Below are 16,196 nucleotides of genomic sequence, written 5' to 3'. Positions count from 1 at the left end.
CTCACAGGCGCGCCACCTGGTCGGCGAGAGCGGCCAGGGCCTCGGAGTGGGTGGCGATCAGGGTGGTGCGGCCCCGGGCGGCGACGCGGATGGCGGCCAGCAGCTCGGCCTCGGCCTTTGCGTCCAGGTTGGCGGTCGGCTCATCCAGCAGCAGGATCGGAGCGGGCTTGAGCAGGGCGCGGGCCAGGGACAGGCGCCGGCGCTCGCCGCCCGATAGGCCCGAGCCGCGCTCGTCCAGCACGAAGTCGAGGCCGCCGGGCCGGTCGAGGATCAAGCCGACGGCGCGGGCGGCCGCCTCGATCTCGGCGCGGGGGGCGTCGCGGCGCGCGAGGGCGATGTTGTCGGCGATCGAGGCCGGCAGGATCAGCGGCGACTGGCCGGCCCAGGCGATGTCGGCGGAGAGGTCGGGGCGCGCGGCGCCGTCGACCAGGATCCGCCCGCCGGTCAGCGGGGCCAGGTCCAGCAGAAGGTTCAGCAGCGAGCTCTTGCCCGCGCCGCTGGCCCCGACCAAGGCGGTGATGGTTCCGGCCGGGGCGGTCAGGGAAAAGCCGTCCAGCGCCGGCGCGTCGGCGTCTGGATAGCGGACGCTGACGCCCTCGAAGCGGATCTCAGGGGCCTTGGCCAAGGAAATGGGGGCCAGCGGCGCGGGGACGGGGCGCGGGGCTGGGGCCTCGAAGCTCGACAGGCGGCCGGCGGCGGCCTCGGCGGCCTGGCGGTCGTGATAGGCGGCGGCCAGCCGGCGCATCGGGGCGTAGACCTCCGGGGCCAGGGCCAGGACGAAGAAGGCGCGCTTGAGGTCGAGCTGCTCGGGAACCGGGAAGGGCAGCAGGCGCAGCAGGTTGAAGCCGCAATAGACCGCGACCAGGGCCACCGACAGGGCGGCGAAGAACTCCAGGGCCGCCGACGACAGGAAGGCCACGCGCAGCACCTTGATGGTCCGCTCGGCCAGATCGGAGGCCGAGCGCCGCAGCGCGTTGGTCGTGGTCCCCTCGGCCTGGAAGGCCAGCACCACGGGCAGGGCGCGAACGCGGTCCAGGAACAGGGCCGACAGCCGCTCCAGGGCCGTGAACTGGGCGCGGGATTCGGCGGCGGCCGCCGAGCCCGCCAGGATCATGGCCCCGACGAAAGGGATGAGAGCGGCCAGCAGGATGGCGGCGCTGATCGGGCTGGCGATCGCGGCGACGGCGATCAGCGCCAACGGCAGGACGGCGGCCGACAGGCGGGCGGGCAGGAAGTGGGCGAAGTGGCCGTCCAGCGCCTCGACGCCCTCGACCAGGGCCGTGGTCGCCTCGCCGGCGGGACGGCGCGGACCGGCAAAGATGGCGCGGGCGATGTCGGCGCGCACCCCGGCCTTGGCCGAGGCGGCGGCGCGGGCGCCGGCCGTTCCCGCCGCGCGAGCCAGCAGGCCGCGCGCGACCATCGCGGCGACCACCACGACCAGCCAGGCGCTCAAGGCCGCGACGCCGCGACGGGTGGCGATGGCGTCGACGCTGAACGCCAGGCCGGCGGCGAAGCCGATCGCGGCCAGGCCGTCCAAAAGCGTCAGGGTTTGCGCCGGACGCAGGAACGGGCCATTGTCGCGGCCAATTCCGCCCAGCCAAGCCTTGGCCGTCGAGAAACGATCTAACGGTACTATACGAGCGCCCATGGGTTGAGTGTAGGCTGGCTTCATCCTCTATCCTTGATCCTCATCAAGGATGAGGCGATCGGGCGGGTCTAGGGCGAAGTCCTCGATCGGTCCGGTCGTATCGGCCGTTCGTCTCGGAGCTGTCCATGGACCCCGCCGTCATCGACCTGTCGCGTCTGCAATTCGCGCTCACAGCCCTATACCACTTTCTGTTCGTGCCGCTCACCCTGGGGCTCAGCTTCATGCTGGTCATCATGGAGAGCATCTATGTGATGACTAAGCGGCCGATCTGGCGAACGGTCACCCGGTTCTGGGGCGTGCTGTTCGGGATCAACTTCGCCCTGGGCGTGGCCACCGGCATCACCATGGAATTCCAGTTCGGCATGAACTGGTCCTACTATTCGCACTATGTCGGCGACATCTTCGGCGCCCCGCTGGCGATCGAGGGGCTGATGGCCTTCTTCCTGGAGGCGACCTTCGTCGGGCTGATGTTCTTCGGCTGGGACAAGCTCTCGCGCGTCGGCCATCTGGCGGTGACCTTCCTGACGGCCCTGGGCACCAACCTGTCGGCCCTGTGGATCCTGGTCGCCAACGGCTGGATGCAGAACCCGATGGGCGCGGCCTTCAACCCCGACACCATGCGCATGGAGGTGACCAGCTTCCGCGACGTGCTGTTCAACCCCGTGGCCCAGGCCAAGTTCGTCCACACGGTCAGCGCCGGCTACGTGATCGCCTCGGTGTTCGTGCTGGGGATCTCGGCCTGGTACCTGCTGAAGGGCAAGCACATCGGCGTGGCCAAGCGGTCGATGACCGTCGCCGCCGCCTTCGGTCTCGCCTCGTCGCTGTCGGTCGTCGTGCTGGGCGACGAGAGCGGCTACGCCCTGACCGACAACCAGAAATGAAGTTGGCCGCCCTCGAGGCGATGTGGAACACCGAGCCCGCGCCGGCCGGCCTGACGGCCTTCGGCATCCCGGACCTCAAGGCGCGCGAGACCCACTACGAGGTCAAGATCCCCTACGTCCTGGGCCTGATCGCCACCCGCAGCTTCGACAAGCCGGTGGAGGGCATCTTCCAGCTGGTGGCCAAGGCCGAGGACCGCATCGAGTCGGGTGTGGTCGCCTATGGCGCGGTCGAGGCGCTGAAGGCCAATCCCGGCGACATGGCCGCCCGCCAGACCTTCGAGGAACACCGCCGCGACCTGGGCTACGCCCTGCTGCTCAAGCGCTATGTGCCCGATCCGCGCCAGGCCAGCCCGGACCTGATCAAGAAGGCCGCCTGGGATGCGGTGCCCAATGTGCCGCTGATGTTCTGGAGCTTCCGGATCATGGCCGGGATCGGCGTCCTGATGATCCTGATGTTCGCCACCGCGTTCGTGCTGGTCACCCTGCGCCGGCACGACACCAAGTGGTTCCTGGTCATCGCCGTGGCGGCCCTGCCGCTGCCGTGGATCTCGACGGAGCTGGGCTGGGTGCTGGCCGAGATGGGCCGCCAGCCGTGGGCGGTGGACGGCGTGCTGCCGACCTTCCTGTCGGCCTCCAGCCTCTCCGTGCCGCAGCTGCTGACCAGCATCGCGGTCTTCACCCTGCTGTACGGCGCGCTGGCCGTGGTCGAGGTCGGCCTGATCCTGCGCGCCATCAAGAAGGGCCCGTTCGCTCAGCACGACCCCGTCCCGGATGGGGAACCGGCCGAGCCCGAGCCTCAGACCGCATAAGGAGAGACAGAGATGGAACTCCCTATCGACTACGCCACCCTTCGCGTCATCTGGTGGGCCCTGGTCGGGATCCTCCTGATCGGCTTCGCCCTGACCGACGGCTTCGACATGGGCGTGGGGGCCTTGCTGCCCTTCGTCGCCAAGGACGACGCCGAGCGACGCATGGTCATCAACACCGTCGGGGCCACCTGGGAAGGCAACCAGGTGTGGTTCATCCTGGGCGGCGGCGCGATCTTCGCGGCCTGGCCGTTCGTCTACGCCATCAGTTTCTCGGGCTTCTATCTGGCCCTCTTCGTGGTGCTGGCGGCGATGATCCTGCGACCCGTCAGCTTCAAGTACCGCTCCAAGCGGCCGGACCCGCGCTGGCGGTCGTTCTGGGACTGGGGCCTGTTCGTCGGCGGCTTCGTGCCGGTGCTGTGCTTCGGCGTGGCCCTGGGCAACGTGCTGCAGGGCGCGCCCTTCCGCCTGGATAGCGACCTGCGGGCCTTCTACGAGGGCAGCTTCATCGGCCTCTTCTCGCCGTTCGCCCTGCTGTGCGGCCTGCTGTCGGTGGCCATGCTGGTGCTGCACGGCGCGGCCTGGCTGACGGTCAAGGCCGAGGAAGGCCCGGTCACCGAGCGGGCCCGCCGCATCGGCGAGATCGCCGGCCTGGCCAGCATCGTGCTGTTCGCGGCCGGCGGCTTCTGGGTCGCGTTCGGCGGCATGGGCTTCCGGATCGAGGGGCTGGCCGACGCGGCCGGGCCGTCGAACCCGCTGCGCGGCGCCGCCGCGGTCAGGGCCCCCGGCGCGTGGCTGGACAATTACGGCCGCCACGGCTGGATGATCATCGCCCCGGTGCTGGGCTTCGCCGGCGCGGGCCTGGCCCTGATCGGCATGCGCTACAACAAGGCCTGGGCGGCGTTCGGCGGCTCGTCGGCCTCGGCCGTCGGCATCGTCGGCACCGTGGGCCTGTCGATGTTTCCGTTCATCCTGCCCAGCAGCTTCGACCCGCGCTCCAGCCTGACGGTGTGGAACGCCTCGTCGACCCACCTGACCCTGTTCGTCATGCTGATCGTCACGGCGATCTTCCTGCCGCTGATCCTGCTCTACACCGCCTGGGTCTACAAAGTCCTGTGGGGCCGCAGCACCACCGGCGCCCTCGTCACCAACCCCGACCTGTACTGAGGAGCTAGAGAACCATGTGGTACTTCACCTGGATCCTGGGCCTGGGCCTGGCCGTCGCCTTCGGCGTGCTGAACGGCGTCTGGTACGAGTTCAACCTGTCGGACGAGGGCGACGAGGGCCTGTCGGAGCCTTAGGGGCGCCCCGACAGACTCAAAATGAGGGGGCGCGACGTTGCGCCGCGCCTTTCCTCGGTTTGGCTTAACGCTTGTTAAAGGGGCCGGGCGCTCTTCTGGCAGCCAGCCCGAGGAGCGCGCCGAACGCGGCTCCGGGCGACCTATTCGACCCGGGGACCACCATGACCGACAACACCGCGCCCGCGCTGGAGCTGATCTCGTTCTGCATCGGCGAGCAGGAGTTCTGCATCGACGTGAAGACGGTGCGGGAAATCCGCGGCTGGACCCCGGCGACCCCGATCCCGCACGCGCCGGCCTATATGCGCGGCGTCATCAACCTGCGCGGCGCGATCATGCCGGTCATCGACCTGCGCAACCGCCTGGGCCTGGGCGTCACCATCCCCGAGACCCGCCACGTCATCGTGGTCGTCGAGTGCCAGGACCGCCTGGCCGGCATCCTGGTCGACGCCGTGTCGGAAACCTTCACCGTGCCGCGCGACAGCCTGCAGCCGGCCCCGGACGTCGGCGTGGAAGAGCTGCGCTACATCCAGGCCATCATCTCGATGGAAAACCGCCTGATCACCTATCTGCGCATGGACGACGTGTTCCCGGCCCAGATCAGCGAAGCGGCCTAACACGGTCCCGGTTTCTCCTCCCCATGAGGGGGAGGTGGCGCGGATACGCGCCGAGACGGAGGGGGTCGCGAAGCGATACGACGCTTCAGCCCAAAGCCCCCTCCACCGCCGTTCGGCGGTCCCCCTCCCCCGGAGGGGGAGGAGAGCAAGCTCACATCACCCCTTGCGCACGATCCGCGCCGCGGCGGCGTGGAAGCCGGCTTCGGCCTCGGCCGCGTCGGCCACGGCGGCGTGGCGGTCACGGGCGACGCCCATATTGCTGGCCGCGTAGCTCTCCGAGACCTTGCGGGCCTCCTGGCCGCGCAGGGCGGCGTTGGAGGCGGCCGTCTCGTGCCAGTCAGCCAGCTGCTCGGCGGTGACCTCGGCGGCCGCGTCCGGGTGCGGGGCGACGTCGCCGAAGCCGATGGCCACGAAGCCGTGGATCACGCCGCCATAGTCCTCTTCGGACAGCAGGAAGGTGATCTGCCGCTCCTCGGCCTGGCCGGTATAGGTGTCGGTGGCCGGGTCGAACTCGCGCAGCACCAGGATGTCGCCGACCGCGAACTCGCGGTCGTTGCGGCGGATCTCGAAGCGCTTCTGGCCCGAGCGCACGGCGGCGAAATACTTGGGCCAGGTCTTCAGTTCGTGGCGGTTCATGGCGGCGGACTTTTCTACGAAAACGGGAAGCGGGCGGTTCTGACGGGCGGAACCTAGCGCAGGGTTAATGGACGACAATAGGGCTGTGGATAGCCCCTCAAGCCAAACAACAAGATGTGTCATCCCGGCCGCAGCGAAGCGGAGAGCCGGGACCCAGGGGCGACCGCGCTGCGCTTGGCCCCTGGGTCCCGGATAGCGCTACGCGCTTCCGGGATGACACGATAAGGGTTGGACTATTCCTCGATGCACAGCCGCACGATCTCCGCGCGCAGCTCCGGCATGCCCTGGCCCTTCTCGGACGAGGTGGCCAGCACGCGGGGGAAGGCGGCGGGGCGCTTGGCGATGGCCTTGAGGGTCTCGGCGACGACCTTGTCGACCTCGGCCGGCTTGATCTTGTCGGCCTTGGTCAGGACGATCTGGTAGCTGACCGCCGCGACGTCCAGGGCGTCCAGCGCCTCCAGATCGACCTTCTTGAGGCCATGGCGGGCGTCGATCAGGACATAGACGCGCTTCAGGTTCGGCCGGCCGCGCAGATAGGCCCGGCCCAGGTCTTGGAACTTGTCGGCGATCGAGCGCGAGACGCGGGCGAAGCCGTAGCCGGGCAGGTCGACCAGCCGCACCTTCTCGGCCAGCAGGAAGAAGTTGATCTCCCGCGTGCGGCCCGGCTCGTTCGAGGCGCGGGCCAGGTACTTCTGGCCGACCAGGCCGTTGATCAGGCTGGACTTGCCGACATTGGAGCGGCCGGCGAAGGCCACTTCCGGCAGGTCCGCGGCGGGCATGGCGTCCATGCGCACCGCGCCCATGATGAACGAGACGGGCTGGGCGAAGAACACCCGCGCCGTCTCGATCTGCTCCTCGGAGAACTGGCTGTTGTCCGAGAAGTCCGGAGTGATGGTCGGGTTCTCGCTCATCAGGTCGCGCTAACTGGCTTGCCCTGCAGGCGAGCGATGATCTTGTCGATCGGGTTGTCGACGCCGTAGCGGCGCATGATGATGTACTGCTGGATGATGGTCAGGATGTTCGACCAGCACCAGTAGATCACCAGGCCCACCGAGAACTGCGACAGGGTGAAGGTGAAGATGATCGGGAACAGCTGGAAGATGCGCTGCTGGATCGGGTCGCCGGCCGGCGGGTTCATCGCCGTCGTCAGCCACATGGTGAAGCCGTACAGCAGCGGCCAGACGCCGATGTGCAGGCTGGTGCCCAGGATGCCGCCGATCAGCGGGGCCGTCGCCGGATCCCACGGGATCAGGCCGAACAGGTTGAAGATCGTCGTCGGATCGCGCGACGACAGGTCGTGGATCCAGCCGAAGAACGGCGCGTGGCGCATTTCGATGGTGACGGTCAGCACCTTGTACAGCGAGTAGAAGACCGGGATCTGCACCAGCATGGGCAGGCAGCCCATCATCGGGTTGATCTTCTCCTTGGCGTACAGCTGCATCATTTCCTGCTGCTGCTTGGCCGGATCGTCCTTGTGCTTGGCCTTGAGCTTCTCGACCTCGGGCTGGATCTTCTTGATCTTGGCCATGCTCTCATAGCTCTTGTCCGCCATCGGATAGAGGATGAGCTTGAGCAGGACGGTCAGCGCCATGATGGCCAGGCCGAAGTTGCCGACCAGGCGATAGAAGATCTCCAGGATGTTGAAGATCGGACGGGTGAACATGGAAAACATGCCCCAGTCCACGGCCCAGTCGAAGCGCGGGATCTCGGCCTTGCGGCTGTCCCAGAACTTCCACCACTCGGGTGCCTGGCCGTTGTACTCGTACTTGCGCAGCAGCGGCACGGTCTTGGCGCCGGCGAACAGGCGGGTCTTCTGGGTCAGGGTCGCGCCCGGGTTCAGGGCCTGGGTCGGGCCGACGATGTTGACGTCGTAGATGTCGGTGCCGCCGGCCTGGGTGACGCGGTACTGGGCCTTGAGGGTCTGGTCCTGGTTCGGGATCAGGGCCGCCAGCCAGTACTTGTCGGTGATGCCGGCCCAGCCGCCGACCGAGTCGAAGGTCGCGAGTGGCTTGTCCTTCTTCCACTTGCCGTACTTGGCCAGTTCCAGCTTCTGGTCCTTGCCCGAGCCCAGCACGCCAATGGCGCCTTCATGGACGATCTGGGTCTTGCCCAGGTGATCGGTGATGCCCTGGCGCTGGACGGTGGCGTAGGGCGCCAGCTGCAGGCCGTCGGTCCCGGCGTTTCGGACGCTGTCGGTCACGGTGAACATCGCCTGGTCGTCGACGGCGATGACGCGGGTGAAGGTCAGGCCCTGGCCGTTGTCATAGGTGAGGGTGACGGGCGAATTGGGGCGCAGCACCTGGCCCGGCGCGGCGGTCCAGACGGTGCGGCTGTCGGGCAGGCCCGGCAGGTTGGCGCCAGCCCAGCCGAAATCGGCGAACCAGGCGTGCTCCGCCCCTTCCGGACGGAAGAGCTCGACCGGCGGCGAGTTCTTGTCGATCGTTTCGGCGTACTTGCGCAGATAGAGGTCGTCGATCCGCGCGCCCTTCAGGGCGATCGAGCCCGACAGGGCCGGGGTGTCGACCACGATGCGCGGGCTCTGGGCCTTGGCTTGGTCTCGCGACAGGCGCAGCGGCGCGGGATTGCCGTTGGCGTCCAGCGTCACGCCCGGCGTGGCGGCGACCTTGGCCTCGGCGACCTTCTTGGCGCGCGCCTCGGCCTCGGCCTTCTTCTGCTGCGGACCCAGGACGAAGAACTGGTACCCGATCAGGATCGCGAACGCGCTGACGATGAACATCAGCGTGTTTTTGTTGTCGTTCTGCATGGAGCGCTTAACCGGAAACTTTGAGATCGGGTGACTGGGAAGAGGCGGCTTCAGTAGATGCGCCGGACGACGGTCGCGGGACTCTGGGTCCCGCCCGATCGTGCTCGGCGGCGAGGCTTATCAGCGCGGTTTTAACATCGTCAAGCAAACGCCCCCATTCGCGGGCGGTCGTGCCGCCGCGCGCGATGAACACATAGTCGTGCGAAGGGCGCGCATGAAGGGGCAGGATCAGCCGCGCGGCCTCTCGGAGGCGACGCTTGGCGCGGTTGCGATCGACGGCGCCGCCGATCTTCTTGGTGGCGGTGAAGCCGACCCGCACCGTCGGATCCCCGTCGGCCCGCTGGCGCATCTGGACGAAGACCGCCCCGCGCGACAGGGCCGGGGCCTTGGCCGCCAGCAGGAAGTCGGGGCGCTTGCGCAGCCGCTCGAAGCGAAGAGGGCCGAACTCGAGGCCCTGGGGCTCAGACATGAAAAAAGCCGCCCTTCCGGCGAGAACCTGAGACCAGGTCTGTGGAAAAGGCGGCTTTGATCATCGTCTTACCTCCCGAGGGAGGAAGAGAAATTAGGCGGTCAGGCGCTTGCGGCCCTTGGCGCGGCGACGCGCGACGACCTTTTGGCCGTTCTTGGTGGCCATACGCGCGCGGTAGCCGTGACGGCGGGCACGCACGAGCTTCGACGGCTGGAAGGTGCGCTTCACGACGTGGCTCCGAAATGCAAAAACGTTGAACGCGAGGCCAAGGGCTCCGCGAGTGAGGGGCGGTGGATAGAAGAACGGGCGCGGGATGTCAACCTGAGTCGGTTCAATCACTTGCCTGGCCCGGTTGGCCGCGTGGGGTCACGGCGTGATCACCGCCTTGCCCACCACCTTGCGATCCGCCAGCAGGTCGAACGCCTCCCGCCAGCGCTCCAGCGGGAGCTCGGCGTGGACGTGGGGGCTTATGGCCCCTTCGTCGGCCATGCGCCACACCGCCTCGGCGTTCTGGCGGCCCTTCTCTGGGAATTGCCGGCCATACTCGCCGGCCCGCACGCCCATGACCGAGAAGCCCTTGATCAGCGGCATGTTGACCGAGACCGTCGGGATCCGCCCCGAGGTGAAGCCGATCACCAGGAGCCGCCCGTCGAAGGCGATGCAGCGGACGCTCTCGTCGAAGATGTCGCCGCCCACGGGGTCGTAGATCACGTCGGCCCCGCGGCCGCCGGTGATCGCCTTCACCTGCTCGCGGAAGCCGCCGGCGACATTGACCACGGCGTCGGGCGCATAGAGATCCTGGATCCGGGCCAGCTTGGCGTCGGAGGCCGAGGCGGCGATGACCTTCGCGCCCAGGGCCTTGGCCATGTCGACCGCCGCCAGCCCCACCCCGCCGGCCGCGCCGTGAACCAGCACCCACTCGCCGGGCTCCAGCCAGGCGCGGCGCATCAGGGCGACATAGGCGGTCAGATAGGCCGCGCCATAGGCGGCCCCCTGCGCGAACGACAGCCGCGCGGGCTTGGGGCGCAGGCCCTCGGCCGGCAGGGCGGCATATTCGGCGAACCCGCCCAGCCGCGCGCCGCCGACCACGGCGTCGCCGATGGAAAGGCCCGCGACGCCCTCGCCCAGGGCGACGACCTCGCCGGCGATGTCCAGGCCCGGCGTGAAGGGCAGGGGCGGCTTGAACTGGTACTCGCCCCGCGTCATCAGCAGGTCGGGGAAGTTGACGCTGGCCGCCCGCACCCGGACCAGGGCCTCGCCAGGACCGGGCGAGGGCGTGGGGACGTCGCGGACCGCGCAGCCGGCGAAGTCGGGCGCGAGGGCCTCGACGACGAGGGCGCGCATCAGCCCTCCCGAGCCTCGACCGTCTCCCGCACCAGGCTGGCGATCTCCCGGCACGCGCCGTCCGCCGCCGGGATCGCGCCGGTGAAGGCCGTGAAGCCGTGCGCCAGGCTGTCGTAGCAGCGGTAGAGCACCGGGACGCCGGCCGCCTTCAGGCGCTTGGCGTAGGCCTCGCCCTGGTCGACCAGGGGATCGAAGCCGGCGGTGGCGATGACGGCGGGGGCCAGGCCCGACAGGTCCTGCGTCTTGTCGGGTGACAGGCGCGGGTCGGCCGGGTCGGCGTCGGCGCCCATGTAGTGGCCCATGAACCAGTCCATGGTCGCCCGGGTCAGCGGATAGGCGTCGGCATAGGTGGTCATCGAGGCCGTCTCGCTGGCGACGTCGACGGCGGGATAGATCAGGATCTGGGCGGCCGGCTGGGGCTCGCCTGTGCGCTTCATCTCCTGGGCGACGATGGCGGCGAAGTTGCCGCCCATGCTGTCGCCGCCGATGGCCGGCGGGGCCGACGCCGCGCCGAAGCGTCCGGCATTGTCCCGCGCCCAGCGATAGGCGGCCAGCACGTCCTCCAGCCCGGCCGGGAACTTGTGGTCCGGGGCCAGGCGGTAGTCGACCGAGATCACCGCCGTGCGCACGACCCGCGCCAGGATCGAGCAGAAGGCGTGGCAGGTCTCGAGATCCCCGATCACCCCGCCGCCCATGTGGGCGTAGACGATCAGCGGCGCCGCGCTGTCCTGGTTCTCGGGACGATAGGCGCGGGCCGGGATCGAACCGTTGGGTCCCTCGATCGACAGGCTCTCGGTGCGCACGCCCGGCTCCAGCGGACCCTGGACGGCGGCCAGGCCCTTGGCGCTGCCGGCCACCGCCTCGGCGGGCGACACGCTGGACATGGGGGGGAGTTTCTTGGCCGCGTGGGCGAAGAACTGGAAGCGCGGGTCCAGGGTGCGCCCGCCACGATAGACGACGCCGCCGCCCGACATGGCCCGCAGGACCGGGCTGGGCAGCGACAGGATCAGCTTCAGGATGGTCTTCTGGGCGGCGTCGGAAGCCATGGTTTCCCCACTCTGTTCGTTGTTCTTGTCGTTGTTGCGGTCTCTAAAGTCTCGGCAGGGCGGGCAGGCCGCCCAGGATCAGCTTGACCGCGAAGTCCGTCGCGCTGGCGGTGTCGACCGGTCGCCGCTCCAGCATCTTGTCGCCGATCTCGCGGGCCACGGCGATGCAGGCGCTGGTCAGGTAGTCGAGGTCGACCTTGGGCGCGTGTTCGTGCTCCAGCACGCGAGCGAAGGCCTCCCGAACCTCGTCGAACACAGCCACGATCTCGGGCGTGGCGCGGGCGTGCGGGATCTGCTCGCCGGCCGGGCGGTTCAGGCGCCAGCTCTCCTGCTCGACAGCCAGGAAGTCGAAATAGGCCAGGATCGCGCCGCGCAGGAAGCTCTCGAAGTCGACAGCCTTCTCGGACTGTTCGCGCAGCAGCGGCCGGAAGCGGCGGGCGCCGTCGTCGGCCAGGGCGTCGAACACCTCCTCCTTGGACTTGTAGTAGTTGTAGAAGGTGCCCGAGGCCAAACCGGTGCGACGGATGATGTCGCGCACCGTGGCCGCGTCGTAGCCCAGCTCGCCGAACACCTCGCGCGCGGCGTCCAGGATCGCCTGGCGGTTGGCGGTCTTGGTGCGCTCCCGCTTGCCCGGCCGTTGGTCGACGTGGGGCTTGGGGAAATAGGCGATATTCGACATGGGCCGCGACTCGACGACGGGACGTTCGTGACGCCCCGTCATGATCACAGCCTTACTCCGCGGCAACACGCAAGACTTTCGCGGCGCGTGGTTTGATAGGCAGAGGGTTATTGCGTGCGCGCGCGCGCTTGATTCCTCGCTTCAGCTCCTTGCGCAGATCGTAGGCGTATTCCCCGCAGTTGATCTGAATGGTGTGGCGGGCCGAGGCGACATAGTGCGACTTGACCGCCAGGTGCATCGCGTCGCGCTCGCGGGCCATGGTCGCCGGGTCGGGAAGGGCGTAGCGGCCGGTCAGGTAGGCGGCGATCAGCTTCGACTGCTCCTCGGCGATCGGCATCATGGCGCACAGCGGCTGGACCAGGGCGACCATGAAGAGGTTGTCGAAGCGCGGGTCGACCATCCGCTTCCACAGGGCGATGTCGTTGTCGGGCGCGTCGATGGTCAGCTTGTCGAAGAACGGGAAGGTGATCTTGTAGCCGGTGCACCAGATGACGGCGTCGGCCTCGACCACTGAGCCGTCCTTGAAGATCACCTGCTTGCCGTCGAAGCGTTCGATGTCGGGCTTAATGGTCACGTCGCCCGAGCCGATGCGGTTGTAGAGCTCGTGGCTGATGGCCGGGTGGCTGGCCCCGAAGTCGTGGTCGGGCTTGGGCAGGCCGTGGTCCTGCGGCCGGCCGTGCACGGCGGCGATCTTCTTCTCCAGCATCCGCGCGACCATCTTGGGCGGCAGGATCCGCGACAGCAGCGGCGGGTCCTGGCTGGGGTGGTTGTTGAAGTGGTCCAGCACCTCGTTGCCGAAATAGCGCGGCACCACCCAGTAGCCCCGGCGGACCGACAGCCAGACCCCATCGGTGTTCTCGCGCCGGCCCAGCTCGCAGGCCAGGTCCAGGGCCGAGTTGCCGAAGCCGACGATGACGACCTTCTTGCCGCGCAGGTCCTCGGGCGTGGCCGGGTCGATGTAGTCGTGGCTGTGCATCTCCAGCCCGTCGAACTTGCCGGGCGGCTTCGGATCGGGCCAACGCGGGTCCCAGTGGTGGCCGTTGGCGACGCACAGCACGTCGTAGAGCCGCTTCTCGCCGGTCTCGAGGGTGATCTCCCACAGGCCCCCATGGGGTCCATCCTCGCGCCGCTTGGCCCAGGTCACCGCGCACTGGAAGGTGATGTGCTGGCGGAAGCCGAAGTGGTCGACATAGTTGTCGAAGTAGGTCGCGATGTGGGTGTGGTGCGGATAGTCCGGATAGTCGGCCGGCATCGGGAAATCCGAATAGGCCATCTTGTCCCGGCTGGTGTTGATGTGCAGCGAGCGATAGGCGCTGCTCATGCCGTTGCGGTTCTGGAACACCCAGTTGCCGCCGACCCGGTCCGAGGCCTCGAAGCAGTCGAACGGTATGCCGGCCTCGTGCAGCTGCTTGCACGTGGCGATCCCGGAAGAGCCCGCGCCGATGACGCAGACCCGGGGCAGGGCGGGATCGGGCGCGCGCGTGCGGGCGGGAACGGTCGAACCGTCGGCCATCGAGCTTCCTCCCATCGCGGGGCATGCCGCGACTTATCGTTGTTCAGGAAGCATGCGCCCGTCGCCGGGGAGGTCAATGTTTACGCGAGGGGAAGCGACCTCACAGCCCCTTCACCGGGACCTCGATCTCGTAGACCGCCTCGGTGATCGCCTCCAGCTTCTCGCGGTACAGGGCCGAGGCGTCGTGGAGACCCTGGTTGTAGTAGTAGGGGCCCAGCCGCTCGCTGATGAAATCCAGCAGGAACTCGGCGTCGAAGCCCTTCACTTCCAGGTCCAGCTCGGTCCGCATGTAGTCCGAGAGCCCGCCGACCAGCTTGGCGCGGGTGTCCTTGTCGAAGGTGATCTTGGGCATTCGCGAATCCGTCAGGAGGCCAGCAGCGGCTCCATCTTGATCTCAGCCAGGGCCGCGACTGGCAACCGCCCGCCCTGACTTCGCGCCCGCGCCTCGCCCTTGGCGATCTCCTTCTTCAGGTCGGCGCAGTAGACGTTGAAGTCGACCTGGATGGTGTGCCGGGCCGCCTGATAGAACTGGCCCAGGTGCCGTTCCTCGTCCTTGGCGATGACGCGCCGCATCTCGACCTCGGGCGGCGGGGCGTACTGGCCCACCAGATAGGCCGCCGCCAGCTTGGCCTGCTGCTCGGCGAAGTTCACCAGGGTGGGCAACGGCTGGGCCAGGCCCATGAAGAACAGGTTCGGGATCCCCGGCTTCATCATCCGCTTGAACAGCGGGAAGCGGTGGTCGGCGTCCGGCTTGAGGGCCGGGTCGTCGAAGAACGGGAAGGTGATCTTGTAGCCGGTGGCGAAGACGATGGCGTCGACGTCCTCGACGCTGTCGTCGGCGAAGCGTACGCGCTTGCCTTCCAGCGCCTTGATCGCCGGCTTGAACTTGATGTCGCCGCAGCCTGCGCGGGTCAGGAACTCGCCCGAGACCGATGGATGGGCTTCCAGCGGCTCGTGGTCGGGCTTGGGCAGGCCGTAGTCCTCCATCCGGCCGATGGTCTTCTTGATGACCGAGCGCGCCAGCTTCAGGCCCAGCGCCTTGGGCATCCAGGCGGGCATGGCGCTTTTGTCGGACGGCTTGCCGTTCATGTACTTCGGCAGCACCCAGACCCCGCGCCGGGCCGAGACCCAGAGGTTTTTCGCGATCGGCCGTTGGGACAGCTCGCTGGCGATGTCCATGGCCGAGTTGCCCATGCCGACCACCACGACGTTCTTGCCGCGCATGTCGACCGGATCGAACGGGTCGCTATAGGCGTGGGCGTGGAAGGCGGGGCCGTCGAACTCGCCGGGATATTCCGGGATCCGCGGGTCCCAGTGGTGACCGTTGCAGACGAAGAGGACGTCGTAGAGCCGCGTCTCGCCCGTCGACAGCGTCACCGACCACAGGCCGTCATCGGTGCGGCGGGCGCTCTCGACCCGGGTGTTGAAGGTGATGGTCGGCCTCAGGCCGAAATGGTCGACATAGTCCTTGAAGTACTGGAACAGCTGCGCGTGGTGCGGGAAGTCGGGCCAGTCCTTGGGCACCGGGAAATCCTCGAACGCCAGCCGCCACTTGCTGGTGTCGATATGCAGGCTCTCGTAGCAGGCCGACATCCCGTTGGGGTTCTTGTAGTACCAGTTGCCCCCGATCTCGTCGGACATCTCGAAGCAGTCGTAGGGGACGCCGAAGTCCTTCAGCCGCTTGATGGTGGTGAAGCCGCTGCAGCCCGCGCCGATGACGCACGCCTTCGGGAGCCTGGTCGTCATTCCACCCATCCCTGACTTATCGTTGTTCAGGTGAGTGTACCGGCGTTATGCGAGCCGGCAAGCGGACCTTGCGGAAGGAAGCGAGGGCCGGACGCGGTTCAGACCTCGGCCTCGAGGGCGTCGAAGGCCTCGTTCAGCAGGACCGCGATCGGGCGCTGGCCGTCCTCGCGATTGAAGGTCTCCAGCGACACCCGCAGGGCGCCGATCGACAGCATGGCGACCAGCCGCAGGGCCATCTCGCGCGCCGGCTCGGGCCAGCGCTCGCGCAGGGCGGCGAACAGGGTGGCCTCATGCTGGACGTAGCTGGCCTGCTTGCGGGCCATCACCGTCTCGCTGGATCGCATCAGGCGGTCCAGGACCAGCATCTCGGCGGGGTCGTAGGCTCCGCTGATCCGCAGCATGGCGTGGCGGACGGCCTGCAGCGGGCGCTGGCCCGGCGGTTCCTGGTCGAGAGCGGCGGCCAGCATGTCGCCCAGCCCGGCCTGCATGGCCAGCAGGATCTCGTCCTTGGACTTGAAGTAATAGAAGAACGTCCGCCGCGAGATGCCCGCCTCGGCGGCGATGGCGTCCAGCGTCACGCCCTCGTAGCCGTGGGCGATGAACAGGCGGGTCCCCGCGTCCGTGATGCGCTGCAAGGTCTCGCGCCGCTTGCGTTCGCGCAGGCCCTCCGCGGGCGTGTTCGGACCCTTGTTCTCCGCCATCGACTCCGGCCGGCTTGAAAAGTCGCACTGAGTGCAATATTTGAACTG

15 protein-coding genes and 3 pseudogenes are annotated in these 16,196 nt (G+C 68.3%); 5 read left to right on the top strand and 13 right to left on the bottom strand.

The window, feature by feature from the left end; translation table 11 throughout:
* Position 1: 1 nt before the first annotated feature.
* Positions 2–1,648, bottom strand: a complete 1,647-nt coding sequence (gene cydD / locus K8940_RS19410; protein WP_223395909.1) for a thiol reductant ABC exporter subunit CydD — start codon at positions 1,646–1,648, stop codon at positions 2–4.
* Between the two features lie 125 nt (positions 1,649–1,773).
* On the opposite strand from cydD, the pseudogene K8940_RS19405 reads away from it, so the two are divergent.
* The 4 genes and pseudogenes from K8940_RS19405 to K8940_RS19390 all read left to right on the top strand — a co-directional run bounded on the left by K8940_RS19405 (position 1,774) and on the right by K8940_RS19390 (position 5,250).
* Positions 1,774–3,338, top strand: a pseudogene (locus tag K8940_RS19405) (cytochrome ubiquinol oxidase subunit I).
* A gap of 12 nt (positions 3,339–3,350) precedes the next feature.
* Positions 3,351–4,502, top strand: a complete 1,152-nt coding sequence (gene cydB / locus K8940_RS19400) for a cytochrome d ubiquinol oxidase subunit II (protein WP_223391695.1) — start codon at positions 3,351–3,353, stop codon at positions 4,500–4,502.
* A 14-nt stretch (positions 4,503–4,516) separates the two neighbouring features.
* Positions 4,517–4,636, top strand: coding sequence for a cytochrome bd-I oxidase subunit CydX (gene cydX, locus K8940_RS19395; protein ID WP_223391694.1), 120 nt, complete (start codon positions 4,517–4,519; stop codon positions 4,634–4,636).
* 161 nt (positions 4,637–4,797) lie between these two features.
* A complete protein-coding gene (locus K8940_RS19390; protein WP_223391693.1) occupies positions 4,798–5,250 on the top strand; it encodes a chemotaxis protein CheW in 453 nt (150 codons plus the stop codon).
* Between the two features lie 156 nt (positions 5,251–5,406).
* On the opposite strand, the gene K8940_RS19385 is transcribed toward K8940_RS19390, so the two are convergent.
* Entirely contained in the window at positions 5,407–5,886 is a 480-nt protein-coding gene (locus tag K8940_RS19385) for an ASCH/PUA domain-containing protein (protein ID WP_223391692.1), read from the bottom strand.
* Positions 5,887–6,003: 117 nt separating this feature from the next.
* Between K8940_RS19385 and K8940_RS19380 the strand changes: the two are divergent.
* Positions 6,004–6,110, top strand: a pseudogene (locus K8940_RS19380) (hypothetical protein); the annotation flags it as partial.
* A 9-nt stretch (positions 6,111–6,119) separates the two neighbouring features.
* Here K8940_RS19380 and yihA read toward each other — a convergent pair.
* The 11 genes and pseudogenes from yihA to K8940_RS19325 all read right to left on the bottom strand — a co-directional run bounded on the left by yihA (position 6,120) and on the right by K8940_RS19325 (position 16,148).
* On the bottom strand, positions 6,120–6,797 hold the full coding sequence (yihA, locus tag K8940_RS19375) for a ribosome biogenesis GTP-binding protein YihA/YsxC (RefSeq protein WP_223391691.1): 678 nt from the start codon (positions 6,795–6,797) through the stop codon (positions 6,120–6,122).
* Complete coding sequence (gene yidC / locus K8940_RS19370) at positions 6,797–8,650, bottom strand: membrane protein insertase YidC (RefSeq protein WP_223391690.1); 1,854 nt, start codon at positions 8,648–8,650, stop codon at positions 6,797–6,799. Before yidC ends, yihA begins: the two co-directional genes overlap by 1 nt.
* Positions 8,651–8,657: 7 nt before the next feature.
* The gene (gene rnpA, locus K8940_RS19365; protein ID WP_223391689.1) at positions 8,658–9,119 is read right to left on the bottom strand and encodes a ribonuclease P protein component; all 462 of its coding nucleotides are present in this window, start codon (positions 9,117–9,119) and stop codon (positions 8,658–8,660) included.
* A 93-nt stretch (positions 9,120–9,212) separates the two neighbouring features.
* On the bottom strand, positions 9,213–9,347 hold the full coding sequence (gene rpmH, locus K8940_RS19360) for a 50S ribosomal protein L34 (protein ID WP_004622337.1): 135 nt from the start codon (positions 9,345–9,347) through the stop codon (positions 9,213–9,215).
* A 138-nt stretch (positions 9,348–9,485) separates the two neighbouring features.
* Positions 9,486–10,463 (bottom strand): NADPH:quinone oxidoreductase family protein, encoded by a 978-nt coding sequence (locus K8940_RS19355; RefSeq protein ID WP_223391688.1) that lies wholly within the window; start codon positions 10,461–10,463, stop codon positions 9,486–9,488.
* Positions 10,463–11,518 (bottom strand): annotated as a pseudogene (locus tag K8940_RS19350) (alpha/beta hydrolase); the annotation flags it as partial. The gene K8940_RS19355 and the pseudogene K8940_RS19350, both read right to left, overlap by 1 nt.
* 34 nt (positions 11,519–11,552) lie before the next feature.
* Positions 11,553–12,188, bottom strand: coding sequence for a TetR/AcrR family transcriptional regulator (locus tag K8940_RS19345; RefSeq protein ID WP_223391686.1), 636 nt, complete (start codon positions 12,186–12,188; stop codon positions 11,553–11,555).
* A 52-nt stretch (positions 12,189–12,240) separates the two neighbouring features.
* Positions 12,241–13,701, bottom strand: a complete 1,461-nt coding sequence (locus K8940_RS19340) for a flavin-containing monooxygenase (protein ID WP_223391685.1) — start codon at positions 13,699–13,701, stop codon at positions 12,241–12,243.
* 100 nt (positions 13,702–13,801) lie between these two features.
* Positions 13,802–14,053 (bottom strand): DUF2164 domain-containing protein, encoded by a 252-nt coding sequence (locus K8940_RS19335; RefSeq protein WP_223391684.1) that lies wholly within the window; start codon positions 14,051–14,053, stop codon positions 13,802–13,804.
* 11 nt (positions 14,054–14,064) lie between these two features.
* Positions 14,065–15,447 (bottom strand): flavin-containing monooxygenase, encoded by a 1,383-nt coding sequence (locus tag K8940_RS19330; protein WP_223391683.1) that lies wholly within the window; start codon positions 15,445–15,447, stop codon positions 14,065–14,067.
* Positions 15,448–15,545: 98 nt separating this feature from the next.
* A complete protein-coding gene (locus K8940_RS19325) occupies positions 15,546–16,148 on the bottom strand; it encodes a TetR/AcrR family transcriptional regulator (protein ID WP_223391682.1) in 603 nt (200 codons plus the stop codon).
* Between the last annotated feature and the right edge of the window lie 48 nt (positions 16,149–16,196).

This window comes from Caulobacter segnis (assembly GCF_019931575.1).
Lineage (GTDB): Bacteria > Pseudomonadota > Alphaproteobacteria > Caulobacterales > Caulobacteraceae > Caulobacter > Caulobacter segnis_C.
This window is presented reverse-complemented; position numbering and strand designations above follow the sequence as displayed.